Source organism: Gilliamella sp. B3023 (genome assembly GCF_026536845.1).
Lineage (GTDB): Bacteria > Pseudomonadota > Gammaproteobacteria > Enterobacterales > Orbaceae > Gilliamella > Gilliamella apicola_E.
Window position 1 is genome coordinate 124967 of record NZ_JAFNNH010000004.1, and the last position, 26094, is coordinate 151060.

A 26094-nucleotide genomic window follows, 5' to 3' on the forward strand; every position below is an offset into this window, starting at 1 on the left:
CTATTCTCCAGCCTAGCGATCAGAGACGATCACGGTGATGTGACTCGTACGCTTCAAAATTCGATCTGCACGACCTTTTGCACGAGGCATAATACGCTTCATGGTTGGGCCTTCGTCTACGAAAATTTTCGCGACTTTCAGATCATCAATATCAGCACCATCGTTATGCTCTGCATTAGCAATAGCAGACTCTAATACTTTTTTAACTAGTACAGCCGCTTTTTTATTGGTGTACGTTAAAATATCAAGTGCCTGAGACACTTTTTTACCGCGAACAAGATCTGCAACTAAGCGAACTTTTTGTGCAGAAGAACGAGCGTGGCGGTACTTTGCAATTGTTTCCATCTCTTTCTCCTACTTATTTCTTCTTAGCTTTCTTATCCGCAGCGTGGCCGCGATAAGTACGAGTCGGCGCGAATTCACCCAATTTATGACCAACCATTTCGTCGGAAACATAAACTGGAACGTGCTGACGACCATTATGGACAGCGATGGTCAAACCGATCATGTTAGGAAAGATCGTTGAACGACGGGACCAAGTACGAATTGGTTTCTTGTCCCCGCTTTCCACCGCTTTCTCTACCTTCTTCAGCAAGTGTAGGTCAATAAAAGGACCCTTCTTGAGAGAACGTGGCATAGCTAATCCTCTATATTAATTATTTCTTATTGCGACGGCGAACAATATACTTATCAGTACGTTTGTTGCTACGCGTTTTCAATCCTTTGGCTTTTTGACCCCATGGAGACACAGGATGTTTACCAAAGTTACGACCTTCACCACCACCATGTGGATGGTCTACCGGGTTCATTGCTGTACCACGAACAGTAGGACGAACACCACGCCAACGCGAAGCACCCGCTTTACCTAATACGCGAAGCATATGTTCTGAATTACCCACTTCACCAATAGTGGCGCGGCAATCAGATAATACTTTACGCATTTCACCTGAACGTAGACGTAATGTTACATAAGCACCATCACGAGCAACGATTTGAACATAACTACCAGCAGAGCGAGCAAGTTGTCCGCCTTTACCTGGTTTCATTTCAATATTATGCACGGTAGAACCGACTGGAATATTGCGCATCGGTAAACAGTTACCTGTTTTAATTGATGCATCAACACCAGATTGGATCTGATCACCTGCTTTTAAGCCTTTAGGCGCTAAAATATAACGACGTTCACCGTCTTTATATAGAACCAATGCAATATTTGCACTACGGTTCGGATCATATTCCAAACGTTCAACAACTGCTGGAATACCATCTTTATTACGCTTAAAGTCGACAATACGATAATGTTGTTTATGACCACCACCGATATGACGGGTAGTGATACGACCATTATTATTGCGACCACCAGTTTTGCTTTTTGAATCAAGCAACGGTGCATAAGGCTTACCTTTATGCAACTCTGGGTTAACCACTTTAACAACGTGGCGACGACCCGGAGATGTAGGTTTACACTTAACAACTGCCATTGTTCTTACTCCTCCGAATTACTCAGCGACGCCAGCAAGGTCTAAGTTTTGACCTTCTGCTAAAGTAACGTAAGCTTTTTTCCAGTCGCTACGGCGACCGATTTGTTGACCACGACGTTTTACTTTGCCTTTAACAACAAGAGTATTTACGTCATCTACTTTAACTTCAAATAGTTGTTCAACTGCGGCTTTAATCTCTCTCTTAGTAGCATCTTTAGCAACTTTCAATACTAATGTATTTGTTTTTTCCATTGAAATAGATGCTTTTTCAGAAACATGTGGTGCTCGCAGGACTTTAAGCAGACGCTCTTCACGAATCATGCTAACATCTCCTCTACTTGTTTAACGGCATCAACAGTGATAACCACTTTGTCAAATGCAATCAAACTAACTGGATCAATACCTGCCACATCACGCACATCAACTTTATATAAGTTACGTGCTGCTAAGAAAAGATTTTCATCAACTTCAGAGGTAATGATTAGAACATCATTTAAGTTCATATCATTTAATTTCTGAGTTAATAATTTAGTCTTAGGTGCTTCAACAGTAAATGTTTCAACCACGATTAAACGTTCTTGACGCACTAATTCAGAGAAAATACTCTTTAATGCACCACGATACATTTTACGGTTAACTTTTTGGCTATGATCTTGTGGTTTTGCTGCAAATGTTACACCACCACTACGCCAGATTGGGCTCTTAATAGAACCTGAACGAGCACGACCAGTGCCTTTTTGACGCCATGGTTTTTTGCCTGAACCAGCGATTTCTGCACGAGTTTTTTGTGCGCGAGAGCCTTGACGAGCAGCAGATGCATAAGCAACAACTACTTGGTGAACTAACGCTTCATTAAACTCACGTCCGAAGGTAGTTTCGGAAACAGAAAGCGCTTGCGCGTCTTTTACTACTAATTCCATCTCTATCTCCTCGACGTTAAGCCTTGATTGCCGGTTTAACAATTACGTCACTATTGATTGCGCCTGGTACTGCACCTTTAATTAATAAAAGGTTACGTTCTGCATCAACACGCACAATATCTAAGTTTTGAACAGTTACACGTTCATTACCTAGGTGACCTGCCATTTTACGACCTTTGAACACTTTACCTGGAGTTTGGTTTTGACCAATAGAGCCATGACCACGGTGTGCCAAAGAGTTACCATGTGTTGCATCTTGAGTACGGAAATTCCAACGTTTAGTTACGCCAGCAAAACCTTTACCTTTAGATGTTCCAGTAACATCAACTTTTTTAACGTCTGTAAAAATATCAACGTTAATGCTTTGACCTACAGTATATTCGCCTTCTTCAAAACGGAATTCCCATAGACCACGACCAGCTTCAACGCCAGCCTTAGCGAAATGACCTGCTTCAGGTTTATTTACGCGGCTTGCTTTTTTGCTGCCAGTAGTAACCTGAATAGCTTGATAACCATCATTCTCAAGCGTTTTAACTTGAGTAACGCGGTTGCTTTGAACTTCAACTACGGTGACAGGAATAGAAACACCCTCTTCGGTGAAGATTCGTGTCATTCCTACTTTACGACCGATTAAACCAATCATTGTTTAGACCTCTCAATCATTCAGCTTAGGATTAACCTAAACTGATCTGCACATCAACACCGGCAGCAAGGTCTAGACGCATTAAAGCATCAACTGTTTTTTCAGTTGGCTCAACGATATCAACTAGACGTTTGTGAGTACGAATCTCATATTGATCACGCGCATCTTTATTTACGTGCGGAGAAATCAATACGGTGAAACGTTCTTTGCGTGTCGGTAATGGAATAGGACCACGAACTTGTGCGCCTGTGCGCTTCGCAGTTTCTACAATTTCAGCAGTTGATTGATCAATCAAACGATGATCAAACGCTTTTAACCGAATACGGATTCTTTGGTTCGACATGAGACCAGAGCTCCACTATTTAAAAGTTATAACAAAAGATTACTCCTCTTGCCCTGTTTCGATTGACAGGAGAGTGTAATCCGTTCTTTTTCGTAATTCCCAAATCGGGAATATTGTTGATATAATTCAATATTTTTACATAAAGATTATATCTTTTTACTCATTTGCTTACATAAAGACAATAAACAAAGTGGCGGGATTATACCCCGTTAGTTAATCAACATCAAGTATTAATTATCATACAGATAGAGAAAATATGATCATTAATAGCTATCAAAAAAGTTGAGGAACGGGGTTTTTTGACATATTTATGTCGCTATCAGTCACTCAAGTCTGACTATCAAAATGCGCCTCAATACATCTTTTTTATTTAATATTGCAATAACTCATCGCGATTTCAGATGCTAATTTTGCATTATTAAAAACAAGATTGATATTTGCTTCTAAGCTATCACCACCAGTTAACTCAACCACCTTCGCTAACAAGAATGGGGTAGTCTCTTTACCTTTAATTCCTTGCTCAACTGATTCTTTTAATGCCTTTTCAATTGCTGCCGTAATTAACGCTTCATCCATTGCATATTGTGTCGGGATAGGATTTGCAACCACAACTCCACCATTTAAACCTAAATCCCATTTTACTTTAATCATGTCAGCAATCTGTTTAGCGCTATCTAGTTTTACGCTAACATCAAACGGACTAGTTCGGCTAAAGAACGATGGCAGTTTTTCTGTTTGATAACCAACCACAGGTACACCAAATGTTTCAAGATATTCCATCGTTAAACCTAAATCTAAAATTGATTTAGCACCAGCACAAACTACAGCGACACTTGTATTAGCGAGTTCTTGAAGATCGGCTGAAATATCAAAGGTATGCTCAGCGCCACGATGAACGCCACCAAGCCCGCCGGTTGCAAAAACTCGAATACCCGCTAATTCAGCAATAATCATTGTAGCTGCAACGGTTGTCGCACCATTTTGTTTATTGGCTACAACAACTGGTAAATCACGACGACTTACTTTTGTTACATTTAATCCTTCTTTACCAAGAATGGTGATCTCTTCTTTTGATAACCCAGCTTTTAATCGACCGTTAATTACCGCAATCGTTGCAGGAATTGCGCCATTTTTTCTGACTATTTCTTCCACTTTTAATGCTGTTTCCACATTTTGTGGATAAGGCATACCATGTGAAATAATAGTAGATTCTAAAGCAACGACAGGTTGATTATTTTCAAGCGCTCGTTTGACTTCAGGCGAAATATCAAGATATTGATTATACTTAGACATATTGTTCATGAAAGGGACTCCAAAATATTTTGAACACAATTAATTGATAAATTAGGATTATTAGTAAATTCTGATGATAATGTTAATGATGAACAGGCTTGACCAAATTTCACACTTTGATAAAAATTCAGTCCATCCAAATAACCTTGTACAAGCCCAGCCAGCATCGCATCACCAGCACCGGTTACGCTAACAATGTCGGTAGGAATTGGCGCGGACCAACCACGATCACCATCGATTTCACTATAGTAAACACCATCAGCACCAGCACTAATCGCAATTCGCTGTACACCTTGCTGATGGAACCAGTCAACTACTTTAGGAATATCATCATTGGTTTCGATTTTTATTCCACTTAAAATTTCCGCCTCTAAACGATTTGGTTTTAAGGTATGAATATATGATAACCAATCTTTGATTTTATGGGATTTAAATGCTGAAACAGTATCAACAAAAATCGGAATAGAACCAGCATTACTAAACAGCCATGTCAGAGCTTCTTGTTGCAAATTACAGTCAATAACCAGTAATTTAGCATGTTGAATTAACTGTTTTGATTCATTTAATAAACTTGGGTTTAACTTATTAATAATATCCATATCATTAATAGCTATCACCATTTCACCTGACTGATCAAGTAAAGAAAGATAGGTCGAAGTACGATCCCCTTTTATCACATGGCAATGATCCATATTAACGCCTGACTTTCGAGTATGTTCGATAAGTTGCGCACCATAAAAATCATCACCTATCATTGAAACAAGGTAGGTATCAAGCCCTAATAGCGCTAAATTTTCAGCAATATTTCGCCCCACACCGCCAGGTGTACAACGAATTTTACCGGGATTGGAATCTTCATAAACTAATTGCTTATTTGAATAGCCGGTCACATCCATATTACATGAACCAACGACAACAACATGATTATTCTCCGATAAAAGATACCCTTTTCCTTTTATATAGCCTTTTTGAGTCAGCGTCATAATATAACCTGCCACACTAGAACGGGTAATGCCTAACATATCAGCAATAACATGCTGTTGGATGAAAGGATCGTTGCGAATAATCGTGAGGATCTGTTTTTCTCTTTTATTCATAAACACCTGTCTATTTTTAAGCACATGTTTAGTCTCTGACAATAACAGAATTATGAAAAGGTTAAAAGCAAACAAATAAACTAGATTGATAAAATGTGATAACTATCACAATTAAAAAAGTTGAGGAGCGGGGTTTTTGAGGAAATCACGTCGCCATAAAGGCGACTAATTAATGATCTTCTTTGGCGTGATTTAGGCTATATCTTGGAATTTCGACTTCAAGATCTTCGTCGGTCACTCGAGCTTGACAACTTAAACGACTATGAGGCTCAACGCCCCAAGCTTTATCGAGCATGTCATCTTCTTGTTCATCACTCTCTTCAAGTGAATCAAATCCTTTTCGAACTATACAGTGGCAAGTTGAACAAGCACAAGACATCTCACAAGCATGTTCAATTTCAATGTCATTGCGCAAAGCAACTTCTAAAATAGATTCGCCTTCTTCTGCCTCAACAGTTTTTCCTTCAGGACAAAGATCAGCATTTGGTAAAAAGGTAATTTTTGGCATAATAATCTCATTGGTTAAATATCATCAACGCTATGCCCGGTTAAGGCATGGCGTATTGATCTATTCATGCGTTTTGCTGCAAAAGTTTGCGTTGCATTATCAACATGTTTAATTTCTTGCTCAATCAAATAATAATCATCAGATTCAGTCGCTTGCTGTAATTGATTTTTAGCCTGTAATATGAGGTTAAGTTCCTCTTCATCTAATAAATCGGCATCTTTATCTAAAGCACTTTGCAAGGTTTCAAGAACTCGTGCTGCTTCCACTTTCTGCTCTGCAAGCATTCTTATTTGTTTATCTTGATTTGCATAATTGATTGAATCTTGAATCATGGTCGCAATTTCATTTTCTGTCAGTCCATAAGATGGTTTAACTTGAATTGCTGCCTCAACTCCTGTCGATTTTTCCATTGCAGTGACACTTAATAGGCCATCAGCGTCAACTTGAAAGGTAACTCGAATATGAGCTCCGCCTGCTGGCATAGGAGGAATGCCCCTTAAAGTAAATTTTGCTAATGATCGACAATCATTAACACTTTCTCGTTCACCTTGTAAAACATGAATCATCATAGCCGTTTGGCCATCTTTAAATGTGGTAAATTCTTGTGCTCTCGCACACGGTATTGTGCTATTACGAGGGATGATTTTTTCCACTAAATCGCCCATCGTTTCAATGCCTAATGATAAAGGAATCACGTCAAGCAATAACATATCCGAATCAGGCTTATTGCCAACCAGTATATCCGCCTGTATTGCTGCACCAATGGCAACAACTTTATCTGGATCTATTGAAGTTAAAGGTTCGGTTTCAAAATAATGACCAACCAATTGTCTTACTAATGGCACTCGTGTTGAACCACCGACCATCACAACTTCACTAACTTCTTCAACATTAATTTGAGCATCTTTTAATGCTCGACGACAAACCGCCAACGTTCGTTTGACTAAAGGTTCAATTAGCGTTTCAAATTGCTCACGCGTTATAGTTAAAGATTGACCTTCTATGTTGACTAAAACAGAATCTTTCTGGCTTAGTGCAATTTTGATTTTAACCGCTTCATCAATAATTTTTTGGTTGATATGGGGATCAGTGTTATTTTCTAGACCGACTTGTCTTTTTAAATAATCGGCAAGTAGTCGGTCAAAATCATCACCGCCAAGCGCAGAATCGCCCCCCGTTGCTAAAACTTCAAATACCCCTTTATGTAAGCGCAAGATAGAAATATCAAACGTACCACCACCTAAATCATAAACAGCAATCACCCCTTCTTTGCCTGAATCTAAACCATAAGCAATCGCGGCAGCAGTTGGTTCATTCAATAATCTTAAAACATGCAGCCCAGCTAATTTAGCTGCATCTTTAGTTGCTTGTCTTTGCGCATCATCAAAATAAGCCGGTACGGTTATTACCGCCCCATCAATTTCACTTGCTAAACTCTGCTTAGCACGTTCAGCTAAAGCAATCAAAATTTCAGATGAAACTTGTACGGGATTAACTTGTTGATTAGGTAAATTTAATAAAGGAACACCATTATCAGTTTGGGAAAACGTATAAGGAAAACGCGAAATATCAATATCAGATAAACTTCTTCCCATTAAACGTTTTATAGAACTAACAGTATTTAATGGATCACTTGCCGCATTAGTTTTAGCATTTTTTCCGACAGTTATAATAGTATTATCATCATGATCAACACCATAATGCACAACTGAAGGCAATAAGGCATCGCCTTCTAAATCAGGCAATACTTCGGATTGCCCGCTACGAACTGTTGCGACTAAGGAATTAGTTGTTCCAAGATCGATACCAATTGCTACACGACGCTGGTGAGGTTCTGGTGTTTGCCCTGGTTCACTAATCTGTAATAATACCATTTGATCTATCTCTAATTGATGTGTGACTTAATCTTAAATTATAAAGCAAATTGCTTTTCTTGTAACTTTTCGATTTGTTCAATCAACCTAGCCAGATAACGGATTTTATAGATTTGATTAAGTGCGGTTTGCCAATCTTGTTTCGAAATATAATCCAATAATTGCTGATAGACTTGTTTTTTTCGTTCTGAAATTTCCGAATAAAAATTATCTAAAAGATCAAGATTATTTTGGCTTTCAATATCATCCAATTTTTCTCGCAAACTGAATTGTTCCATTAAAAAATCAGCATCGTGAATAATATTCTGTTCTGTAGCGACATCAAATCCCTGCAAAGATAACAAATATTCAGCCGCTTTTATCGGATTTTTTAATGTTTGATAGCCATCATTAATCATTGCCGACTTCTGAATAATTGCCACTTTTTCATTATCAGCTACCTGAGCGAAATTATCAGGATGATATTGCCGTTGTAACTGTTGATAGTTGACCGTTAACTGGCCATTATCAATTGGCAATTTAATCGGTAATTGAAATAATTCAAAATAATTAGTCAAAATTCATGTCCCAACTAAACATTAAAGCTTTCGCCACAACCGCATTCATTCTTAGAATTAGGGTTATTGAATTTAAAGCCTTCGTTTAGGCCTTCTTTGACAAAATCAAGCTCTGTTCCATCAATATAAGCTAAGCTCTTTTTATCAACGATAACTTTGATATCTTTATCTTCAAATACACTATCATCGTCATTAATAGCATCAGCAAATTCTAGGACATAAGCCATACCTGAGCAACCAGAGGTCCTCACTCCTAATCTGAGTCCAACCCCTTTACCTCTATTAGCTAAGAAAGCTTGAACTCGATTGGCTGCACTATTAGTTAATGTGATTGCCATCAACGTTGTCCTTTTTTGGATTTATAATCATCAATTGCCGCTTTAATTGCGTCTTCGGCTAAAATTGAACAGTGAATTTTAACTGGTGGCAAGGCAAGTTCTTTAGCGATATCTGTGTTTTTAATCGCTTCAGCTTCATCTAACGATTTACCTTTGATCCATTCAGTCACTAATGAACTTGAAGCAATGGCGCTACCACAACCATAAGTTTTGAATTTAGCATCTTCAATAATACCATCATCATTAACTTTGATTTGTAATCGCATTACATCGCCACACGCTGGGGCGCCAACCATTCCACTACCGACATTAGGATCATTTTGATCGAAAGAGCCAACATTGCGGGGATTTTCATAATGATCGACGACTTTATCACTGTATGCCATAATTTGCTCCTAATTTTAATGGGCTGACCACTTAATTTTTGTTAGATCAACACCATCTTTAAACATTTCCCAAAGTGGAGAAAGATCCCTTAATTTACCGATAGAATCTTTAATTAACTTAATAACATAATCCACTTCTTCTTCGGTACTAAATCGCCCAAGTGAGAATCGAATTGAGCTATGTGCAAGTTCATCGTTAAGTCCTAATGCTCGCAATACATAAGATGGTTCTAAACTTGCAGATGTACATGCAGAACCTGATGATACTGCTAAGTCTTTTAAAGCCATCATAAGTGATTCACCTTCAATATAAGCAAAGCTTACATTTAAGATATTAGGAACACTATGTTCTAATGAACCATTAAGGTAAACTTCTTCGATATCTTTTAAACCATTCCATAAACGGTTTTTTAATGCCAAAAGGCGGGGCATTTCTGTAGCCATTTCTTCTTTGGCTATGCGATAAGCTTCGCCCATACCAACAATTTGATGAACTGGTAATGTACCAGAGCGCATACCGCGTTCATGACCTCCACCATGCATTTGAGCTTCAATGCGCACACGAGGTTTACGTCTAACATAAAGTCCACCAATCCCTTTTGGTCCATAGATTTTATGTCCAGAAAATGACATAAGATCGACTTTTAATTTAGACAGATCAATTGGCAACTTACCAACACTTTGGGTTGCATCAACATGAAATACAATACCTCTTTCACGACACATCTCACCAATTTTTTCGATATCTTGAATAACGCCAGTTTCATTATTAACGTGCATAATAGATACCACTGTTGTATCACTACGCATTGCCGCAGCTAATTTATCAAGGTTAAGTATACCATCTGATTCTGGCGCTAAATAAGTAACTTCATAACCTTCTCGTTCTAATTGACGACAAGTATCAAGTACGGCTTTATGTTCAGTTTTACAGGTAATAATGTGTTTACCTTTAGCTTGATTGAAATGTGCTGCACCTTTAATGGCTAAGTTATCTGCTTCTGTCGCTCCTGATGTAAAAACAATTTCTCGTGAATCTGCACCAATTAAATCAGCAATTTGGTTACGTGCTATGTCAACAGCTTCTTCTGCTTGCCAACCAAATTTATGAGAACGTGAAGCGGGATTTCCAAAAACACCATCCGGTGTTAAATACTGCATCATTTTTTCAGCTACTCTTGGATCAACAGGCGTAGTGGCTGCATAATCCATATAAATAGGTAATTTCATTAATTACTCCCAATTACAAATTCTGTATTCTATTTCTTTAATTAATTCTGGCGTGATGGAGATGACTTTGTCGATTTGCGACAGCTCTTACTTCCTGATTATTCACTAGTTCGCTTAACGTGATGCTGGTCAAAAAATCGTTTATTCGTTCACTTAAATCATTCCATAAACTATGAGTAAGGCATCTTACACCTTTTTGACATCCAGTATGCCCATGGCATCTGGTTGCATGAACAGTTTCGTCTACTGCTTTAACAATCGAACTAATCGCAATTTGATCCATACTACGGCCAAGTACATAACCTCCGCCAGGGCCTCTTACACTTGAGACTAGACCATTTTTACGCAACCTAGAAAAAAGTTGTTCTAAATAAGATAGTGAAATTTCCTGACGTTCTGAAATATCAGCAAGTGATACAGGGCCGGAACCAGAATGCAGCGCTACATCTAACATAGCTGTAACCGCATAACGCCCTTTTGATGTCAATTTCATTAATCATTCCTCTATATTTAATAATAAATATTTTATATATCCTTTAATTTTAGTCAAGTATTTAGTTGACTATTTTAGTGGGAATTAAGTTATCAGTTCATCATCGACGAAATATAACCAAATATGCTAATCTAATAGGCTGATTTGATACTGGAGTTAAGGAATGAATTTAGTAATACGTTGGTGTTTAATATCAAGCACTTTATTGGCAAACAGTCTATTTGTAGAAGCATCACAACATGAGTTGCGCCAAAATTATCAAAGATGGCAAAACACCTATCAATCATTAAACTATGATGAGCAACAAGCATTACTAAAACAATTAAATAATTACTCACTTTATCCTTATGCGGCTGTGCAGTTTTTTCAAAAAAATATCAAAACGGTACCACCACAACTCGTCAGTAGTTTTGTAAAAAAATATGATGACTTTCCATTAACTTCATCATTAACGCAAGCTTATTTGAATGAACTATCAAATCGCAAAGATTGGAATGCCATAGTCTCTTTTCCTAAAGACAATTCAATTAGCTCTAATTGTCGATATCAATATGCAAAATTACAAAAAAATAATGACAAATCGGTTTTAGATAATGTCGAATCGCTATGGTTAACGGGTAAAGAATTACCTTCAGCCTGTGATCCATTGTTGGATGCATGGTCAAAAAGTGGAAAACGTACATCAAATCTTATTTTATCTCGTATTGAGCTTGCATTTGAAAGCAATAATTTAAAACTCGCTCGTCATTTAACCAACTTATTAGATGACAATAATCAAACAAATTATTTATTGGCCGTGCTTGATAATCCAAGAAAACTTGACGAATTTTCCAAAAACATTAAAACCAGCACATTTACCAAAAAAATAGTCTTAGCATCTTACCCTCGTTTGGTCAAAGCCGACAAAAATCTTGCGGCAGCATTGTTACCACAACTGATAAAAAAACAGAATCTAACTGATGAGGAACAAAATAGATTACAAAGTAGCTTAGCAAATAGCTATTTTAGTGATTCAGTAACAACAGAACAGAGCAAATGGCGAGATAATTACCTAACTAAAAGCCATGATACTGCATTAGTTGAAAAACGTATTCGCATGGCTATTGATGCAAATAACTACAAAGATATTGCTCATTGGATAAAACAATTAAAACCAGAAGACCAATTAAAAGAAGAATGGCAATACTGGCAAGCCAGAGTATTACTTAAAAATAAGAAAACCAATGAAGCCAAAAATATTTTAAAAACATTGAGCAACAACCGAGGTTTTTATGGAATGATCAGTGCTCAAGCACTTAATCAACCATATATAATCAACAATTTATCTAAAAAACTGCCAACAACAGAAGTAAATTCTTTGAAAGCCAAATATGATCAAAAACCATTTGCCATTCGAATCAAAGAGCTAAGGTTTTTAGGTATGCTAGCGGAATCAAAACAAGAATGGCGTTATATACTTAAAGCAAAAGAAAATGAATATCTCGATTTAGCTCAATATGCTTACCACAAGGGCTGGGGAGATCTTAGTATTCAAGCAACAATATCTGGAAAATTATGGGATAATTGGACAGAACGATTACCTATCATGTACAAAAAGCTATATAATGAAGCTTTAAAAGATAAAGCTATTCCGCTATCTTATGCTTTAGCCATCACGCGTCAAGAAAGTGCTTTTGATGCAGCAATACAGTCTCCTGTCGGAGCAAGTGGCTTAATGCAATTAATGCCAGCAACAGCAAAAGAAACGGCCAAAAAAGTCACCAACATTAGCTATAATTCACCAAACCAATTATTTGAGCCTATGACTAATGTACAATTAGGCACTTATTTTCTAAACAGCGTTTATTTACAAAATGATAATAACCGTATTTTATCTTCAGCAGCCTATAATGCAGGTCCAAGCCGAGTAAAAAAATGGTTGAATAATAGCAACGGAAAGCTTGATGCAGTCGAATTTATTGAAAGTATTCCTTTCAATGAAACGCGAAATTATGTCAAAAGTGTATTAGTATATGATTATATTTATCAGCACATTTTAGGGGAACAAACCCCACATATACTGACAAAAAAAGAATTTAATAGACAATACTAATGGTGCATTACATGAAAACTAAAGAATGGAACCAAACGGTTGAAATATTACACCAAGCATTTAATAACGGTTATTCATTAGATATTTTAAAACTACTGATGACATCTGATGAACGTGATGCTTTAATTACACGAGTCAAAATTGTACGCTCATTACTTGATGGATCAATTAATCAGCGCCAGCTTAAAGATCAACTGAAAATCGGTATTGCAACAGTCACCAGAGGCTCAAACAGTTTAAAAGAAGCAACACCTGAATTTAAAGCATGGCTAGAAAAGATTTTATTGAACTCTAATGACTAAAAACTATCGTCAATATTCATGACGATAGCATGTTATAACGATAGGTTTGATTGAATATTGACTTCTTCATCCGCCACAACAGGGACACAATAATCACATTCCATGCTAAGGATATCTTCAAAACATTTTACAGAATCATCATGGTGATTATGATGGATTTCAATTAAACAGCTTGAACTACGCAATCGCACTTTTAAGGCTGGCATCGCCGCTAAATGGACTTGAGAAATAAAATCACTAAAATTTTCTGGTGGACCAATATATTTAAAACAAAGATATAAACCACCTTCACTAACAAAAGGCTCAATATGCTCCAAATTGTTATTGTGATCTAAAGCAATGGTATATAAAAGTTCTTGCTCATTAGCATTATCTTTACTTTTTAAAATACGACTAAAAGCAAAGATTTTGTCGGGTAAACATTCACTCTTGTTCTCATAATGAGACAGATAATTATGAAAAAACTGCGATCTTAATTTATTTTCTTCATCTAAAATTTGGCTCAAATTACAGTTATTCTTATATGAAATTCCCCAAAATGTTTGCTTTGGCATATTAACGAATTTAGGTTCAGGTAAAGAGAGTCGATTTTTATTTAATTCAATAGCCGGGGTTAAGCCAGTTGGATCCCAAAATTCACCTCGTCGATAGCTGGCTGGTGTTTCATTAAATTGTTTTTTAAAAGATCGGGTAAAAGTTTGTTGTGAATCAAAACGATATTGCATAGCAATATCTAAAATAGGTTTGCTTGTCATTCGCAAAGATAATGCCGCATAAGTTAATCTGCGGTGACGAATATAAGTACCGAGCACTTGACCGGTTACTTCTTTAAACATCCGTTGTAAATGCCACTTTGAATAACCTGATTTTTGGGCAACATTATCAATAGATAAGGGCTGCTCCAAATTTTTTTCAATCCAAACGATAAGATCTGAAATAATACTAACTTGATTCATAAAACCCCATCATAAAGTGAATTGGCAGACATCATGCGATTATGACTTAATCCCAGCAATAAGCAAGATTTAAATCGAAAAATTTTTAACAATAAGAATGGCTTCCCGCTTGATGTTCAGTAATATCTTTAACGCCTGCTAATTCAGGGAATTCCGCAAGCAATTGCTTCTCAATACCCTCTTTTAAAGTAAAATCAACCATTGAACAACCATTACAACCACCACCAAATTGCAATATAGCATAATTATCTTCAGTCAATTCCACTAAGCTAACATGGCCACCATGACTAGCTAATTGAGGATTAACCTGAGCTTGAATAACATAATTAACGCGCTCAATTAATGGGGCATCATCCGCAACCTTTTTCATTTTTGAATTTGGCGCTTTTAAAGTTAACTGTGAACCTAATTCATCTGTCACATAATCAATCACGGTTTCTTCTAAAAAAGGTGCACTAATTTCATCGATATAAACAGAAAAACCTGCTTGTTGTTCTTCTTCGATATCACCATCTTCAACAGTATCTGCCGGACAATAGGAAACCCCACATTCAGCAGATGGCGTGCCAGGATTAATAACAAAAACCCGAATTTGAGTACCATCAGGCTGATTAGCAAGCAATTTTTTAAAATGTTGTTGAGCTGATTCAGAAATGGTAATAATAGACATAATCCCTCACTTTGACACGATTGACATTGATAATCCTCAACATCATCGATAATAGTTGACTTACTCTCTTGGTTATTATAGGGGGTGTTTTGGATTTTACAAGACGGTCCGACACAAACAAACTACCTGCACATAAGCGGCACCACTCTCTTTTAATTGCTGGCTAATAACATTTATCGTATTACCGGTAGTAACAATATCATCAATAAGCATTACCGATTGATTGGTTAAATCAGAGTGACATCGAAAAAGTGTTTCTACATTACTCATTCTTTGCTTAAGCGATAGGTTCTTCTGATCGCAAGCTGCAAATTTTCGCGACAATAGGTAAGGCTTAAATTCTCGATTTAACCATCTAGCTATTGGCTTAGCCAATAATGCCGCTTGATTAAAACCTCTAGACCAATAACGAAAATGGTGTAAAGGGACACAAGTCACAATGTCAGGTTTAGCAAGACCATCACTTAATCGACGTTGATACCAGGCTAAAAACATTAACCTAGCTAATGCGTTGGTTAATTCGATTTTATTATGAAATTTTAAATGTTGAATTAATTTTTTTAATGGATCGATATAGCCTGTTACTGCCACCATTTCATCCCAATAAGGTCTTTTCTCTCGGCATCGATAACATTCATTTGTTGATAATGAGTGAGGAAGGCAGCATTGATGGCAAACTTTATTAAGCTTCGGTAAGTTTTCTATACATTGGCTGCAAATTCCATGGTGAGATAGCACCAAAGGCATATTACATAAAATACATCGCATCATCATTCAGAAAAAAGTTGAGGAACGGGGTTTTTGAGCTAATTAATGGATTAAAAATAGTCATAAAGAAGAATATCAATTTAATAATATTCTGGATTATAGTGAATATAAGTCATTTTTTACTGGTTTAGAAAAATATTGCGATTTACCACACAAAATTTTAATTGATTTTGCATATTTATGATTTCAATTAAACCAATATTAGGTATAATTTGCCGGCAATATAATAATAAGGATTCATAAAATGAAAAAAATCAAAGTGTTATTTATAGGAATATTATTAACCCTCTTTTCAACCATTACTTTGGCTGATACTAAAGTATTAATTCAAACCAGCATGGGCGATATTGAAGTTGAGTTAGATAGCGAACATGCTCCAATCACTACGAAAAACTTTCTTGATTATGCTAATAGTGGTTATTACGAAAATCTAACATTCCATCGCGTCATTCCTGGATTTATGATTCAAGGTGGTGGTGCTGATGATCAATTAAAATTTAAAGAAACTAAACAACCCATCAAAAATGAAGCTAATAATGGCTTAAAAAATGATCGTGGAACTATCGCAATGGCAAGAACCAATGCTGTAGATAGCGCAACTAGCCAATTCTTCATTAATGTTGTGAATAACGATTTCCTCAACTACCAAGGACCAGAAAAATATGGCTATGCTGTTTTTGGAAAAGTCACCAAAGGAATGGATATTGTTGATAAAATTGTGAATGTACCAACTAAACGTATGGGACCACATCAAAATGTGCCTGTTGAGCCAGTTTATATTAAAAAAGTTACAGTTGTTGAAGATAAACAATAAGTTTATTTAAAACCAATAAATATTTCATGCAAACCATCTTAATGATTTAAGGTGGTTTTTCTCAAATCATCAAATAATAGTATTATTTTTCTAATTCGTCACAAGCCTTTTGAAAAGCTTGATCACAAGACTGCTTGAAATACTCTTTAGCTAACGATCTATTTTGCTCCACTCCGTTACCATTATAGTACATGATGGCGACATTGTACTGTGAAAAAGGATTACCTTGTGCGGCCGCTTTTTCAAACCAAAAAAATGCCTTTTGTTTATCCGCTTCGGTTCCTTCACCATTAAAATACATAGCTGCTAAATTGTTTTGAGCATTTAAGTAACCTTGTTCTGCAGCTTTAGTGTACCAAAAAAGAGTTTTTTGTTTATCCTGCTCAATTCCATCGCCTTGATAATACATCTGCGCTAAATTGAATTGGGCTTCAAGGTGACCTAGTTCTGCCGCTTTAGTATACCAATAAGCTGCTTTTTGTTTATCTTGCCCAACGCCTTTACCCTCATCATATACAAGTGCTAAATTGAATTGAGCATTAGGGTTATTTTGTTCTGCTTCTTGATGACATTGAGCGAAAAACTTTTCAAAATTTATTTTATGAAAATTTAGTTCGCACAGGCTAGCGTGAACGGCGGGAAAAAATAATAATATAATCCATAATATTTTTTTCATGGCTTTCCTTATTTCACTATAATCAACAATAGCTTAATTAGAAATTTAGTACCTATAAAATTATTGATAAATATTATAAATAATTCTTAAATTCGCCTTTAATTATCAAGATTAAAGATAATCAAACGCTTTTCAATTAATTGAAATAAATGCTTTTGTGTAAAACTATCTTCATATTGAAGATAGTTTTTCTAATTTATTTAATTATTTCTACAAAGTATTATCACAAGCAATTTGTAGCCCCAATGAACAAGCTTGTTTTAGATACTTTTTGGCTAAAGCTTTATCTTTTTCAACACCTTCGCCCTCATAGTACATAACAGCTAAATTATTCATTGATTCAGCTTTGCCCTGATCTGCTGCTTTTTTATACCAAAATGCTGCCTTTTTCTTGTCTTGAGCTATACCATCACCTTCATCATACATAATAGCTAAATTATGCTGAGCATCGGCATCACCTTGTTCTGCCGATTTTGTATACCACAATACAGCTTTTTCTTTATCTTGCTCTACACCCTCGCCATCATCATACAGAACCGCTAAATTAAATTGCGCATCAGAGTCACCTTGTTCAGCACTTTTAGAGTACCAATTAAAAGCTTTTTGTTTATCTTCTTCAGTACCTTCGCCTTTATCATACATAACCCCTAAATAAAACTGTGCAACAGAATCACCATTCGGCGCTTCTTTTGTACATGCCTCAAAAGCTTTTTCAAAATTTTCTTTTTCAAATTCTGTTTTACAATCACTTGCATAGACAGAAACTGAAAATAAAAGGGGTATCAGTGTTAATAACTTTTTCATACTATTCCTCATTCCTTATATATTTATAAATAATTTAGCGATTCAATTTTATTACAATTTAATACAATTTGCTTAATAAATTAGCAAGTGTTCTTATACCAATACCTGTTGCACCTGTTGCCCATAATGCGGTTGCGCTTTTACGAAAGGTTGCTGAACAGTCAATGTGGAGCCAATTTTTTTTATAATTTTTAATAAAATAGGATAAAAATGCCGCTGCTGTACTTGCACCAGCGGTGTTCGGTAATCCAGAATTTGCCATATCTGCAAACGAAGATGGGAATTGGGCTCGATGAAAATCAGCTAATGGTAATCGCCAAAAGGCTTCATGTTCAGCTTGACTACTTGCTAATAACTGATTAGCAAATTTGTCATCAAATGAAAGTAATGATTGATAATCATTACCTACAGCAATCTTTGCTGCCCCAGTAAGGGTTGCACAATCAATGATATAATTGGGGTTATCATTATCAGCACTAATTAATCCATCAGCCAAAACCAAACGCCCTTCGGCATCGGTATTATCAACTTCCACTGTTTTACCATTACGATAACGAATGATATCGCCAAGTTTGAAAGCATTACCACTTACCAAATTATCTGCACAGCATAAATAAAGTTTGATACGGTGTTTAACTCCACGTGCAATCGCAAGGGCTAGAGCTCCTGTCACCAATGCAGCTCCCCCCATATCCGATCGCATTGATTCCATAAAACTGCTTGGTTTCAAGCTATATCCACCTGAATCAAAAGTAATTCCTTTGCCAACTAAGCAAGCAATGATTGGTGCTTTAGGATTTTTAGTAGGATTATAATCAAGCTCAAGCAAGGCAGCCGGTCGTTGAGACCCTTTGCCAACTGTGTAGATCCCCATATAATCTTGCTCTTTTAATGCTTCACCTGAAATAATGTTATAAGCTACATCAGAGGAATAATGGCTAATTAAGTTTGCACTTTGCGTTGCCAGTTCGAAAGGGCTTAATGTTTCCGCTTGTTGATTAACAATGTCTCGACACCAATCAATAATGGCTAAGCGATTTTTTAGTTCTTGTTTATCTTTATTACTTAGCTTTGGCCAACTGATTTTATTATTATTCTTGGCATTACGATAACCCATCCAAAAATGCCAACATGACTCTAAATCCCAATTGTCACCACTCAATTTAACCGATCTAATACCTTGATTATCTAGTTTTCGTGCAGCTCGTTGAATAGCACCATGCCGATGCTCAGGTCGATAATGAATAGTAACAGCATCTTCTGAAAAACTGAGTAATGCATCTTTGCCCCACTTTGATGGAGCAGTTTTTTCCGAAAGTAATATAGATAACATCGACATAATAAATTCCTCAAGCAATAATAATGCGAAAACAATGAATCAATTCTAATCAGAAACATGCTAATATAGCAAGCAAAGTTAAGCATAAATAAGGACCTATAATGACATCAGTTGTACCGATCAAAAATGGAATTAATTTTCGTGACTTAGGTGGAATTAAAACTAGTGATGGTCGCCAAATTCGAGCTGGAATGTTGTATCGTTCAGGTGAGTTTTCACGCCTAAGTGATGATGAAAAAGATTTTTTATCTGATGAGCTTAATTTACATTATGTCTTAGATTATCGCGATCAACATGAAATCGATCGTCATCCAGATAATCTTTGGAACAATAGCCAATATATTAATATCCCTGCCAATCCATTAAGTGATGAATTTACGGCAAGTTTAACGAGTGAACAAGGTAAGGATATTTTTGTGTTAAAAAAATACTCACCGTTTGATTTTATGGTTAAGCTTTATCAATTGTTACCTTTTAATAATCTCGCGTATAAAAAGTTAACATCACTATTACTTAATGCTAACGGAAGACCTTTAGTCCAACACTGTGCTGTAGGTAAAGATAGAACTGGTATCGGTGTCGCTTTAACCTTATTTGCATTAGGTGTGAGTGAAGAAATTGTTATGCAAGATTATTTGCTTACCGAACGCTATTTAAACGACTATCGTGAAGCCGTACTTAGCGAAAATAAAAGTAAATTATCGCCAGAAGAACTTGAAAAACATAAGATCATCTTTGCGGCTAAAAAAGAGTTTTTAACCGCAGCTATTGAGGAAATAAAAAAACGTTATGACACTATCGATAATTGGTTAGCAAAAGAATATCAATTGGACGATAAAAACAGAAAAATTCTTCAAGATATTTATTTGATTTAAATTAGCTTAATGTTTGGACAGCCACCTTACGTTTATCAAAAAGCTGTCAGTAAGTAATTGCTAATGCATTAAGATTGTAAGACAAAATTTGTGATAGGTTTATCATGATTTACAGCAAGATGAACTGGTGCCTGTTGTTGATAATGATAATAAAAATGCTGACCAAACGGCGCGCTAATTAATTGGTTTTCAATATCTACTTTTACCAATTTCATTTGCCAAACCCCTTTGGCATATAATTTAAGCGCTGATTCTTTTAATGTCCAAAGTTGCCAAAAGGCGTTTAAAGTATTACTTTGCGCTAACATCCATTGATATTCATCATTAGCAAAAAAACTTTTGGCAACATTCAGATAATTTTGACGTTGTCGAGAAACTTCAATATCGAGCCCAACTTTACCATTAAGCGAAATTGCAACGGCTACCCAATCTTGGCTATGGCTGATATTAAAATCAGGAAGATGACTATCTAAAAAGCCTGGGCGATTATTGTCGGCAATTATCATCCTCGGCAAAGTATCAATATGGCAATACTGTTTAAGCAAACTCGCTAATATTGAACGGCAAGCTAAAAACTGTTTTTTACGTGTTCCATTTAACGATTCCGCATCATTAATAACTTGTGGTGATAACAGAGAATAATTTAATTCCACCGAATCTAAATGGGCTAGTTTGACAATTACCATGTGTGTAAGCCAGTTTAAACAAAAATTATTTTTTACTATTTTAACAGCATGCTATGCTAACTGTTATCGAAATTTATCAGATCACTAAGGATGCATCATGTCATTACAAACAAAATTAGTTCATGCTGGTCGAAAAAAACGCTATACCCAAGGTGCAGTCAATTCCGTTATTCAGCGAGCTTCATCGCTAGTTTTTGATTCAATCAAAGCCAAAAAAGAAGCAATGGAAAATCGGACTAAAGGGGGTCTATTTTACGGTCGTCGTGGCACTTTAACTCATTTTGCTTTGCAAGATGCCATGGTAGAAATAGAGGGAGGAGCAGGCTGTTACCTATATCCTTGTGGAGCAGCAGCAATTGCAAATGCCATTTTAGCTTTTGTAAAAGCAGGAGATCATATTCTGGTATCGGAAGCCAGTTACGAACCAACCCAAGAATTTTGCGAGCATATACTTAAAGATTTTGGAGTGGAAACTGATTATTTCCCGCCACTCATTGGTCGATATATTACTAAATATATAAAACCGAATACTAAAGTGGTATTTCTTGAATCACCAAGCTCAATTACCATGGAACTGCATGATGTGCCTGCAATTGTTAAAGCAATCCGCAGCGTGAATCCAGAAATTGTAATTATGATGGATAATACATGGGGAGCAGGTGTTTTATTTAAAGCATTAGAGCATGATGTTGATATCTCAATTCAAGCCGGTACAAAGTATTTAATTGGTCACTCAGATGCCATGCTAGGAACGGCTGTTGCTAATCAACGCTGTTGGGATAAATTACGTGAACGTTCTTATTTAATGGGGCAAATGTGTGATGCAGATACCGCTTATATGGCAGCACGAGGATTGCGAACTTTAGCCGTTAGATTAAAACAACATCATGAAAGCAGTATAAAAGTGGCAAATTGGTTAGCTAATCACCCTAAAGTGGCAACCGTTAATCATCCAGCACTCGAAAGTTGTAAAGGACATGAGTTTTTTAAACGTGATTTTAGTGGCGCTAGTGGTCTATTTTCATTTGTACTTAACGATCATTTAAGCGAAGTGCAATTATCTGATTTCTTAGATAATATGACTCACTTCTCAATGGCATATTCATGGGGTGGATTCGAATCACTAATATTGGCCAACCAACCCGAAGATCTAGCAAAAATACGACCAATATCCGGCATTGATTTCACTGGTACGTTAATCCGATTACATATCGGTCTTGAAGATCCTGATGATTTAATTGCCGATTTGGCTGCTGGTTTGGATAGAATCAAACTACATAAAAACAAGGTTAATGCATTACAAAGTTTAGTATAAATGGATAGCAGATGGGTCATCAAACAAAGAGCGACAATGTGATTGAACAAACTATTTTACAACACCTAAACGGTCGGCAATCGCTACTTGTTGCCTTCAGTGGTGGAGTTGATTCAACCGTATTAATGCAAGCATTAGTCAATTTAAAGCGACAGTTACAAAATTTGAAACTCAGAGCAATTTATATCCATCATGGTTTGAGTCAAAATGCCGATAATTGGGCTGAACATTGCAAACAACAATGCCTAGTTTGGCAAGTCCCTTTGATTATTGAAAAAGTAAAACTTGATAGAACAGCTGGCAATATTGAAGAACAAGCCAGAGAAGCCCGTTATCAAGCCATTTATCAACATTTAAAAAATAATGAATTTTTATGTACTGCCCAGCATCTTGATGATCAGAGTGAAACTTTTTTTCTAGCTTTAAAACGTGGCAGTGGTCCAGCGGGATTATCAAGTATGCCACTTGAAAATGGCCAACACCTTCGACCATTACTCACAATTTCACGTCAAGAAATTGAGCAATATGCCAATCAACACCAATTAAGTTGGATAGAGGACGAAAGTAATCAAGATGACCATTATGATCGCAACTTTTTACGTTTAAATGTTCTACCAACACTTAATCATCGTTGGCCTCATTTTTCACAAATGGTTGCTCGCAGTGCAGAGTTATGCCAACAGCAAGAAGCATTAATACATGAAATTTTATTTCCAGAATTTAAAAATATTATTGGTGATAAGAAGCAACTTAGCCTTCAACCATTATATGATTATTCAGAATATAAACGTAATGCAATGTTGCGAATGTGGTTCAAAGAGCAACATATTGGAATGCCAAGCCAAAAGCAACTTTCACTAATTTGGCATACGGTTATTCAAGCTAAACAAGATGCTAACCCGCGATTTATTTTACATAATTGGCAAATTCGCCGATATCAAAATCAGCTCTATTTGTTACCTTTGTATCAAGATATTGAGCAACAAATTTTACCTTGGGATTTAGCCGCTTCGCTAACGTTGCCGGATAATTTAGGTATATTGCAGCCCAATTACCAAACCAATTTAACTTGTCGTTTACCACAAAATGATGAAACCGTATCAGTCCGATTTCAGGCTCAAGGGCAATTTCAAATTGTTCAACGCCAGGGATCGCGCTCGATAAAAAAATTGTGGCAAGAGCATCATATTCCACCTTGGATGCGCACACGTATTCCCTTAATTTATTATAATGAACAACTCATTACCGCAGTTGGGGTATTTGTTACTGAGCAAGGTAAAGGGTCACAAATTGGATTTAACCTTATAAATAAAAAATAAGGAGACAATCCGTCTCCTCAATTTACAAAATATCAAATTATTCAGAACGCGCTTTCCATCGTTTCAACAACAACGCATTTGTCACCACACTCACACTGCTTAGTGCCATTGCTGCACCGGCTATCATTGGATTCAAAAATCCTAAAGCAGCGAGAGGGATGCCAATTAAATTGTAGAAAAACGCCCAAAATAGGTTTTGTTTAATTTTATTATAAGTTCTTCGAGAAATATCAATAGCATCGGCAATTAAAAATAGATTGCCACGCATTAAAGTAATACTGGCTGTATGCATTGCCACATCAGTTCCCGTCCCCATTGCAATACCAATATCAGCGGCAGCTAAAGCCGGTGCGTCATTAATACCATCACCAACCATGGCAACTTTATTATTACTTTGGCTATCTTTTTGTAATTGATAAATATAGTTCGCTTTATCTTGAGGCAAAACTTCAGCAATAACTTTATCTAAATTTAATTGCTGTCCTACATAATTAGCAGCTTGTTGATTGTCACCGGTTAACATAACCGTATTTACCTTTAATTGACGTAATGCATCAATAGCACTTTTCGCTTCAGGCTTAATAACATCAGAAAAACCGAATATGGCTAATATCACAATACTATTTTCTGATTGCTGTTTGGCTAAAAATGAAATTGTGTAACCTTTTTGCGTAAGCTCATTAACTTTATCCTGCATATCTACAAAATAGGCATTTAACGTTTTCATCCAACGCAGACTGCCTAAATAATATTCATGGCTATCAATCGTTGCCATCACTCCTGAACCCGCGATTGATGTAATATTTTGTGCATAACTGTAGGATTTATCCTTAGCTAATATTGCTTTAGCTAGTGGGTGTTCACTACCTGCTTGCATAGATGCTGCAACAGAAAGAATTTGATCGGCTGTTTCCATGCCCAGCACATCTAGTTCAACTAACTCTGGTTTACCGATTGTTAATGTGCCAGTTTTATCAAATGCTACAGTATTAATATTGTGTAAGGTCTCAAGTGCTTCGGCATCTTTAATCAAAATACCATGACGAGCAGCAACCCCCGTACCAACCATTATAGCTGTTGGCGTTGCTAACCCTAGCGCGCATGGGCAAGCAATCACTAACACCGCAACCGCATGAAGTAAAGCTTGCTGCCAATCATGAGAAATAAAGCCCCAAGCAAGCAGTGTAATTAAAGCAATCAATAAAATGACGGGTACAAAAATAGCACTAATCCGATCCACAATACGCTGAATTGGTGCTTTTTTCGCTTGGGCTGACTCAACCATAGCAATAATCTTAGACAACATAGAATCAGCTTGAATAGCGGTTGTTTTTACAATTAATAGTCCTTCACCATTTATAGTTCCACCGGTTACGGTACTATTGAGTGTTTTAGTAACCGGAAAACTTTCCCCAGTCAACATAGACTCATCACAACTTGATGCGCCTTCAAGAACAATACCATCAACGGGTATTCGCTCACCGGGTTTAATAACCACCACATCATTAACCTTAACCTGACTTATTGGCAAACTCACCTCTTGCTCCCCTTGTCGAACTAATGCCACTTCAGGGCGAAGCGCAGAAAGTGCCTCAATCGCTTGGGTCGTTTGATGTTTGGCCCTTGACTCTAACCATTTACCAATCAAGATCAAGGTAATAATAACCACTGATGACTCAAAATAGAGGTGATCGGCATGACCAATAATAAGCTGATAAAGAGAAAGCCCATAAGCAGCGCTGGTACCAATTGCAACAAGTAAATCCATATTCCCAGACAATGCTTTAGCTGCATTAAAACCACTACGATAAAATTTAGCGCCAAGTCCAAATTGTACAATCGAAGCAATCACTAATTGCAGCCAAGCGGGCATCATCCAATGAATTCCAAATAATTCAAATAACATCGGCAAAACAAAAGGAAGTGCTAATATAACCGAAATAATAATCGGCCAAACTGATGCTTGCTTACTCACGTCTTTAGCGTGAATTTCAGGCTCGGAAATCTTCACTGCATGGTAACCAGCTTTATCAACTGCTGCCATTAAAGTTTCTAATTTAACATCAGCATTAGCCTTAACGGTGGCCTTTTCAGTTGCAAGGTTTACACTAACATCAATCACACCATCAATCTTTTTTAATGCTTTTTCTACACGGCTAACACATGATGCGCAGCTCATCTCTTCAACAAAAAAATTATATTCGATAGTTTTCATTTGAGGCATTCCTTGATTTTAGGTATGGTAGATATTGTAGTATTAATTATCTTTTTAACAAGAATGCACCTTTTTGATATATACTACCCAAAAAGATACT

General features: G+C 36.5%; 30 protein-coding genes. 6 read left to right on the forward strand and 24 right to left on the reverse strand.

The window, feature by feature from the left end:
- Positions 1-12: 12 nt before the first annotated feature.
- The 16 genes from rplV to iscR form a co-directional block, all read right to left on the reverse strand.
- Positions 13-345, reverse strand: coding sequence for a 50S ribosomal protein L22 (rplV, locus tag J3U16_RS03955; RefSeq protein WP_034884235.1), 333 nt, complete (start codon positions 343-345; stop codon positions 13-15).
- A 13-nt stretch (positions 346-358) separates the two neighbouring features.
- Positions 359-637, reverse strand: coding sequence for a 30S ribosomal protein S19 (gene rpsS / locus J3U16_RS03960; RefSeq protein ID WP_024496505.1), 279 nt, complete (start codon positions 635-637; stop codon positions 359-361).
- 19 nt (positions 638-656) lie between these two features.
- Entirely contained in the window at positions 657-1481 is an 825-nt protein-coding gene (gene rplB, locus J3U16_RS03965; protein ID WP_065562943.1) for a 50S ribosomal protein L2, read from the reverse strand.
- An 18-nt stretch (positions 1482-1499) separates the two neighbouring features.
- The gene (rplW, locus tag J3U16_RS03970; protein ID WP_034885052.1) at positions 1500-1802 is read right to left on the reverse strand and encodes a 50S ribosomal protein L23; all 303 of its coding nucleotides are present in this window, start codon (positions 1800-1802) and stop codon (positions 1500-1502) included.
- Positions 1799-2401, reverse strand: a complete 603-nt coding sequence (rplD, locus tag J3U16_RS03975) for a 50S ribosomal protein L4 (RefSeq protein WP_065562944.1) — start codon at positions 2399-2401, stop codon at positions 1799-1801. Before rplD ends, rplW begins: the two co-directional genes overlap by 4 nt.
- Before the next feature lie 16 nt (positions 2402-2417).
- A complete protein-coding gene (gene rplC, locus J3U16_RS03980) occupies positions 2418-3044 on the reverse strand; it encodes a 50S ribosomal protein L3 (protein ID WP_034902384.1) in 627 nt (208 codons plus the stop codon).
- Between the two features lie 31 nt (positions 3045-3075).
- The gene (gene rpsJ / locus J3U16_RS03985; protein WP_006120582.1) at positions 3076-3387 is read right to left on the reverse strand and encodes a 30S ribosomal protein S10; all 312 of its coding nucleotides are present in this window, start codon (positions 3385-3387) and stop codon (positions 3076-3078) included.
- Between the two features lie 366 nt (positions 3388-3753).
- Positions 3754-4689: a pseudouridine-5'-phosphate glycosidase gene (locus J3U16_RS03990; RefSeq protein ID WP_267342514.1), complete on the reverse strand. Its 936-nt coding sequence runs from the start codon at positions 4687-4689 to the stop codon at positions 3754-3756.
- Positions 4686-5777 carry a PfkB family carbohydrate kinase gene (locus J3U16_RS03995; RefSeq protein ID WP_267342516.1) on the reverse strand — a complete coding sequence of 364 codons (1092 nt, stop codon included), beginning with the start codon at positions 5775-5777 and terminating at the stop codon, positions 4686-4688. Before J3U16_RS03995 ends, J3U16_RS03990 begins: the two co-directional genes overlap by 4 nt.
- 169 nt (positions 5778-5946) lie before the next feature.
- Positions 5947-6285: an ISC system 2Fe-2S type ferredoxin gene (gene fdx, locus J3U16_RS04000; protein WP_065562946.1), complete on the reverse strand. Its 339-nt coding sequence runs from the start codon at positions 6283-6285 to the stop codon at positions 5947-5949.
- A 14-nt stretch (positions 6286-6299) separates the two neighbouring features.
- The gene (gene hscA / locus J3U16_RS04005) at positions 6300-8159 is read right to left on the reverse strand and encodes a Fe-S protein assembly chaperone HscA (RefSeq protein WP_267342517.1); all 1860 of its coding nucleotides are present in this window, start codon (positions 8157-8159) and stop codon (positions 6300-6302) included.
- Positions 8160-8197: 38 nt separating this feature from the next.
- Positions 8198-8716 carry a Fe-S protein assembly co-chaperone HscB gene (gene hscB, locus J3U16_RS04010; protein ID WP_065562948.1) on the reverse strand — a complete coding sequence of 173 codons (519 nt, stop codon included), beginning with the start codon at positions 8714-8716 and terminating at the stop codon, positions 8198-8200.
- A gap of 14 nt (positions 8717-8730) precedes the next feature.
- Entirely contained in the window at positions 8731-9054 is a 324-nt protein-coding gene (gene iscA / locus J3U16_RS04015; RefSeq protein ID WP_267342518.1) for an iron-sulfur cluster assembly protein IscA, read from the reverse strand.
- Complete coding sequence (iscU, locus tag J3U16_RS04020; protein WP_065562950.1) at positions 9054-9440, reverse strand: Fe-S cluster assembly scaffold IscU; 387 nt, start codon at positions 9438-9440, stop codon at positions 9054-9056. The genes iscA and iscU overlap by 1 nt, the downstream gene beginning before the upstream one ends.
- Before the next feature lie 15 nt (positions 9441-9455).
- On the reverse strand, positions 9456-10670 hold the full coding sequence (locus J3U16_RS04025) for an IscS subfamily cysteine desulfurase (RefSeq protein ID WP_065734977.1): 1215 nt from the start codon (positions 10668-10670) through the stop codon (positions 9456-9458).
- 37 nt (positions 10671-10707) lie between these two features.
- On the reverse strand, positions 10708-11163 hold the full coding sequence (gene iscR / locus J3U16_RS04030; protein WP_267330548.1) for a Fe-S cluster assembly transcriptional regulator IscR: 456 nt from the start codon (positions 11161-11163) through the stop codon (positions 10708-10710).
- A 163-nt stretch (positions 11164-11326) separates the two neighbouring features.
- Here iscR and sltY point away from each other — a divergent pair, with 163 nt between their 5' ends.
- Positions 11327-13255, forward strand: a complete 1929-nt coding sequence (gene sltY, locus J3U16_RS04035) for a murein transglycosylase (RefSeq protein ID WP_267342519.1) — start codon at positions 11327-11329, stop codon at positions 13253-13255.
- 11 nt (positions 13256-13266) lie between these two features.
- Positions 13267-13557, forward strand: coding sequence for a trp operon repressor (gene trpR / locus J3U16_RS04040; RefSeq protein ID WP_218058433.1), 291 nt, complete (start codon positions 13267-13269; stop codon positions 13555-13557).
- 32 nt (positions 13558-13589) lie between these two features.
- Here trpR and robA read toward each other — a convergent pair whose 3' ends face one another.
- The 3 genes from robA to J3U16_RS04055 form a co-directional block, all read right to left on the reverse strand.
- Complete coding sequence (robA, locus tag J3U16_RS04045; protein WP_065562955.1) at positions 13590-14513, reverse strand: MDR efflux pump AcrAB transcriptional activator RobA; 924 nt, start codon at positions 14511-14513, stop codon at positions 13590-13592.
- An 85-nt stretch (positions 14514-14598) separates the two neighbouring features.
- Positions 14599-15177 carry a Fe-S biogenesis protein NfuA gene (gene nfuA / locus J3U16_RS04050; RefSeq protein WP_065562971.1) on the reverse strand — a complete coding sequence of 193 codons (579 nt, stop codon included), beginning with the start codon at positions 15175-15177 and terminating at the stop codon, positions 14599-14601.
- 102 nt (positions 15178-15279) lie between these two features.
- Entirely contained in the window at positions 15280-15951 is a 672-nt protein-coding gene (locus tag J3U16_RS04055) for a phosphoribosyltransferase family protein (protein WP_267342520.1), read from the reverse strand.
- A 244-nt stretch (positions 15952-16195) separates the two neighbouring features.
- Between J3U16_RS04055 and J3U16_RS04060 the strand changes: the two genes are divergently transcribed.
- Entirely contained in the window at positions 16196-16765 is a 570-nt protein-coding gene (locus J3U16_RS04060; protein ID WP_220225316.1) for a peptidylprolyl isomerase, read from the forward strand.
- Positions 16766-16847: 82 nt separating this feature from the next.
- On the opposite strand, the gene J3U16_RS04065 is transcribed toward J3U16_RS04060, so the two are convergent.
- The 3 genes from J3U16_RS04065 to pepB all read right to left on the reverse strand — a co-directional run bounded on the left by J3U16_RS04065 (position 16848) and on the right by pepB (position 19584).
- Positions 16848-17441: a tetratricopeptide repeat protein gene (locus tag J3U16_RS04065; protein ID WP_065734982.1), complete on the reverse strand. Its 594-nt coding sequence runs from the start codon at positions 17439-17441 to the stop codon at positions 16848-16850.
- A 210-nt stretch (positions 17442-17651) separates the two neighbouring features.
- On the reverse strand, positions 17652-18245 hold the full coding sequence (locus tag J3U16_RS04070; protein WP_065734983.1) for a tetratricopeptide repeat protein: 594 nt from the start codon (positions 18243-18245) through the stop codon (positions 17652-17654).
- A 58-nt stretch (positions 18246-18303) separates the two neighbouring features.
- Positions 18304-19584, reverse strand: a complete 1281-nt coding sequence (gene pepB, locus J3U16_RS04075) for an aminopeptidase PepB (protein WP_267342522.1) — start codon at positions 19582-19584, stop codon at positions 18304-18306.
- Between the two features lie 101 nt (positions 19585-19685).
- Here pepB and J3U16_RS04080 point away from each other — a divergent pair, with 101 nt between their 5' ends.
- On the forward strand, positions 19686-20459 hold the full coding sequence (locus tag J3U16_RS04080; protein WP_267342523.1) for a tyrosine-protein phosphatase: 774 nt from the start codon (positions 19686-19688) through the stop codon (positions 20457-20459).
- Positions 20460-20527: 68 nt separating this feature from the next.
- Here the strand turns inward: J3U16_RS04080 and J3U16_RS04085 are convergent, their stop codons facing one another.
- Positions 20528-21145, reverse strand: coding sequence for a 4'-phosphopantetheinyl transferase family protein (locus J3U16_RS04085; protein ID WP_065562962.1), 618 nt, complete (start codon positions 21143-21145; stop codon positions 20528-20530).
- A 97-nt stretch (positions 21146-21242) separates the two neighbouring features.
- Between J3U16_RS04085 and metC the strand changes: the two genes are divergently transcribed.
- Both metC and tilS read left to right on the forward strand, forming a co-directional pair.
- Entirely contained in the window at positions 21243-22460 is a 1218-nt protein-coding gene (gene metC / locus J3U16_RS04090; RefSeq protein ID WP_267342525.1) for a cystathionine beta-lyase, read from the forward strand.
- Between the two features lie 11 nt (positions 22461-22471).
- The gene (tilS, locus tag J3U16_RS04095) at positions 22472-23779 is read left to right on the forward strand and encodes a tRNA lysidine(34) synthetase TilS (RefSeq protein ID WP_267342527.1); all 1308 of its coding nucleotides are present in this window, start codon (positions 22472-22474) and stop codon (positions 23777-23779) included.
- 37 nt (positions 23780-23816) lie between these two features.
- On the opposite strand, the gene J3U16_RS04100 is transcribed toward tilS, so the two are convergent.
- The gene (locus J3U16_RS04100) at positions 23817-25994 is read right to left on the reverse strand and encodes a heavy metal translocating P-type ATPase (protein ID WP_267342529.1); all 2178 of its coding nucleotides are present in this window, start codon (positions 25992-25994) and stop codon (positions 23817-23819) included.
- Positions 25995-26094: the final 100 nt, after the last annotated feature.

Coding starts and splice junctions, on each gene's coding strand:
- rplV (WP_034884235.1), bottom strand. CDS start 345: ATGGAAACAATTGCAAAGTACCGCCACGCTCGTTCTTCTGCACAAAAA.
- rpsS (WP_024496505.1), bottom strand. CDS start 637: ATGCCACGTTCTCTCAAGAAGGGTCCTTTTATTGACCTACACTTGCTG.
- rplB (WP_065562943.1), bottom strand. CDS start 1,481: ATGGCAGTTGTTAAGTGTAAACCTACATCTCCGGGTCGTCGCCACGTT.
- rplW (WP_034885052.1), bottom strand. CDS start 1,802: ATGATTCGTGAAGAGCGTCTGCTTAAAGTCCTGCGAGCACCACATGTT.
- rplD (WP_065562944.1), bottom strand. CDS start 2,401: ATGGAATTAGTAGTAAAAGACGCGCAAGCGCTTTCTGTTTCCGAAACT.
- rplC (WP_034902384.1), bottom strand. CDS start 3,044: ATGATTGGTTTAATCGGTCGTAAAGTAGGAATGACACGAATCTTCACC.
- rpsJ (WP_006120582.1), bottom strand. CDS start 3,387: ATGTCGAACCAAAGAATCCGTATTCGGTTAAAAGCGTTTGATCATCGT.
- J3U16_RS03990 (WP_267342514.1), bottom strand. CDS start 4,689: ATGAACAATATGTCTAAGTATAATCAATATCTTGATATTTCGCCTGAA.
- J3U16_RS03995 (WP_267342516.1), bottom strand. CDS start 5,777: ATGAATAAAAGAGAAAAACAGATCCTCACGATTATTCGCAACGATCCT.
- fdx (WP_065562946.1), bottom strand. CDS start 6,285: ATGCCAAAAATTACCTTTTTACCAAATGCTGATCTTTGTCCTGAAGGA.
- hscA (WP_267342517.1), bottom strand. CDS start 8,159: ATGGTATTATTACAGATTAGTGAACCAGGGCAAACACCAGAACCTCAC.
- iscA (WP_267342518.1), bottom strand. CDS start 9,054: ATGGCAATCACATTAACTAATAGTGCAGCCAATCGAGTTCAAGCTTTC.
- iscU (WP_065562950.1), bottom strand. CDS start 9,440: ATGGCATACAGTGATAAAGTCGTCGATCATTATGAAAATCCCCGCAAT.
- J3U16_RS04025 (WP_065734977.1), bottom strand. CDS start 10,670: ATGAAATTACCTATTTATATGGATTATGCAGCCACTACGCCTGTTGAT.
- iscR (WP_267330548.1), bottom strand. CDS start 11,163: ATGAAATTGACATCAAAAGGGCGTTATGCGGTTACAGCTATGTTAGAT.
- sltY (WP_267342519.1), top strand. CDS start 11,327: ATGAATTTAGTAATACGTTGGTGTTTAATATCAAGCACTTTATTGGCA.
- trpR (WP_218058433.1), top strand. CDS start 13,267: ATGAAAACTAAAGAATGGAACCAAACGGTTGAAATATTACACCAAGCA.
- robA (WP_065562955.1), bottom strand. CDS start 14,513: ATGAATCAAGTTAGTATTATTTCAGATCTTATCGTTTGGATTGAAAAA.
- J3U16_RS04055 (WP_267342520.1), bottom strand. CDS start 15,951: ATGCGATGTATTTTATGTAATATGCCTTTGGTGCTATCTCACCATGGA.
- J3U16_RS04060 (WP_220225316.1), top strand. CDS start 16,196: ATGAAAAAAATCAAAGTGTTATTTATAGGAATATTATTAACCCTCTTT.
- J3U16_RS04065 (WP_065734982.1), bottom strand. CDS start 17,441: ATGAAAAAAATATTATGGATTATATTATTATTTTTTCCCGCCGTTCAC.
- J3U16_RS04070 (WP_065734983.1), bottom strand. CDS start 18,245: ATGAAAAAGTTATTAACACTGATACCCCTTTTATTTTCAGTTTCTGTC.
- pepB (WP_267342522.1), bottom strand. CDS start 19,584: ATGTCGATGTTATCTATATTACTTTCGGAAAAAACTGCTCCATCAAAG.
- J3U16_RS04080 (WP_267342523.1), top strand. CDS start 19,686: ATGACATCAGTTGTACCGATCAAAAATGGAATTAATTTTCGTGACTTA.
- J3U16_RS04085 (WP_065562962.1), bottom strand. CDS start 21,145: ATGGTAATTGTCAAACTAGCCCATTTAGATTCGGTGGAATTAAATTAT.
- metC (WP_267342525.1), top strand. CDS start 21,243: ATGTCATTACAAACAAAATTAGTTCATGCTGGTCGAAAAAAACGCTAT.
- tilS (WP_267342527.1), top strand. CDS start 22,472: ATGGGTCATCAAACAAAGAGCGACAATGTGATTGAACAAACTATTTTA.
- J3U16_RS04100 (WP_267342529.1), bottom strand. CDS start 25,994: ATGAAAACTATCGAATATAATTTTTTTGTTGAAGAGATGAGCTGCGCA.